Annotated in this window: 2 pseudogenes; both read left to right on the top strand. The window is 71.8% G+C overall.

The annotated features are described in order from the left end of the window. A pseudogene (locus tag ABZS77_RS30005) lies at positions 1–1,298 on the top strand (acyltransferase domain-containing protein); the annotation flags it as partial. Positions 1,299–1,367: 69 nt separating this feature from the next. Continuing rightward, a pseudogene (locus ABZS77_RS30000) lies at positions 1,368–1,756 on the top strand (hypothetical protein); the annotation flags it as partial.

The raw sequence follows: 1,756 nt of genomic DNA, 5'->3' as shown, positions 1-1,756 counted from the left end.
CACCGGCGCGGCGGGGCCGGTGTCTCCTCCTTCGGCATCAGCGGCACCAACGCCCACCTGATCATCGAACAAGCCCCGCCGGTCGCGGCGGCCACCATGAACGGCGACGCGGCGCCCGCGGGGAACGGCGAAGCAGCAGCCGCGACAAACGGGGAAGCAGCGGCCGCGCTGCCGTGGCTGCTGTCGGCGAAAACCCCGACCGCGCTGCGCGCCCAAGCCACCAACCTCACCGCCCACCTCGACCAGCACCCCGACCTCGACCACGACGCGGTCGCCACCGCCCTGCTCACCACCCGCACCGCATTCCCCCACCGCGCCGCCGTGCTCCCCAGCGACGACCCCACCCAAGCGCTACGCGCCCTCGCCGAGGACCGCCCGCACCCGGCCCTGCTCCAGCACACCGCCGCGCACACCGGCCGGACCGTGTTCGTGTTCCCCGGCCAGGGCGGACAGTGGCTCGGCATGGGCCGCGAACTCGCCGCCCAGAGTCCGGTGTTCGCCACCCACCTCGACGAGTGCGCGACCGCGCTACAGCCCTACGTCGACTGGGACCTGCGTGAGGTGCTGCACGACGACGACCCGGACTGGTTGACCCGCGTCGACGTGGTGCAACCCGTGCTCTTCGCGGTCATGACCGGCCTCGCCGCCGTCTGGCGGCACCACGGCATCACCCCCGACGCCGTCATCGGCCACTCCCAAGGCGAAATCGCCGCCGCGTTTGCTGCCGGAGCCCTGACCCTCAACGACGCCGCCAAGGTCGTCGCCCTACGCGCCCAAGCCCTACGGGCACTCATCGGACACGGCGACATGGCCTCCCTCGCCCTACCCGCCGACCAGGTCACCGAACTCCTCACCGGATCGAGCACCACCCCCCGGGCCTACATCGCCGCCGTCAACGGACCCAACGCCACCGTCATCGCCGGCGACCCCCACGCCGTCGCGGCAGCCGTCGCCCACTGCAAGGACCGCGACATCCCCGCCCGGATCCTGCCCGTCGGCTACGCCTCCCACACCCCCCACGTCGAAGCACTGCACGACGACATCCGCGCCGCCCTCGACGGCGTAACCCGCAGACCGACGTCGCCTTCTACTCCACCTACACCGGCGACCGCATCGACACCGACACGTTGACCGCCGACTACTGGTACGACAACCTCCGCCACCCCGTCCAATTCCAAACCGCCACCGAAGCACTGCTGCGCGACGGCCACACCACCTTCATCGAGGTCAGCCCACACCCCGTCCTCATCCAACCCATCGAGGAGACCGCAGACCAGCGGGAGATCATCGCCCTGCCCACCCTGCGCCGCGACACCACCGACCAGCTCGTCACCGCCCTCGCCACCGCGCACACCCACGGCCTCCCGGTGAACTGGGCACCTCTCCTCCCGGCCGTCGCCCCGCCGGTGGACCTGCCCACCTACCCGTTCCAGCGCCAGCGCTACTGGCTGCATGCCCCGACGACCATCAGCGACGCGACCGATCTCGGCCAGACCACCGCCGAACATCCCCTGCTCGCCGCCGCCATCGAACTGCCCGACCAGCAGGGACACCTGTTCACCGGCCGGCTCACCCCGACCACCCAGCCCTGGCTCACCGACCACGCCGTCACCGGCACCGTGCTGCTCCCCGGCACTGCGTACGTCGACCTCGCCCTGCACGCCGGCCACCACACCGGCCACCCGCACCTCGACGAGCTGACCATCGAAACCCCACTCGCCCTCGACCCCGACACCAGCCGGCAGCTGCGTACGGC

Origin of the sequence: Micromonospora sp. NPDC005298, from assembly GCF_040607375.1 — a bacterium.
GTDB lineage: Bacteria > Actinomycetota > Actinomycetes > Mycobacteriales > Micromonosporaceae > Micromonospora.
The sequence above is the reverse complement of the archived record's forward strand: the minus strand, read 5'-3'. Positions and strand labels throughout refer to the sequence as shown.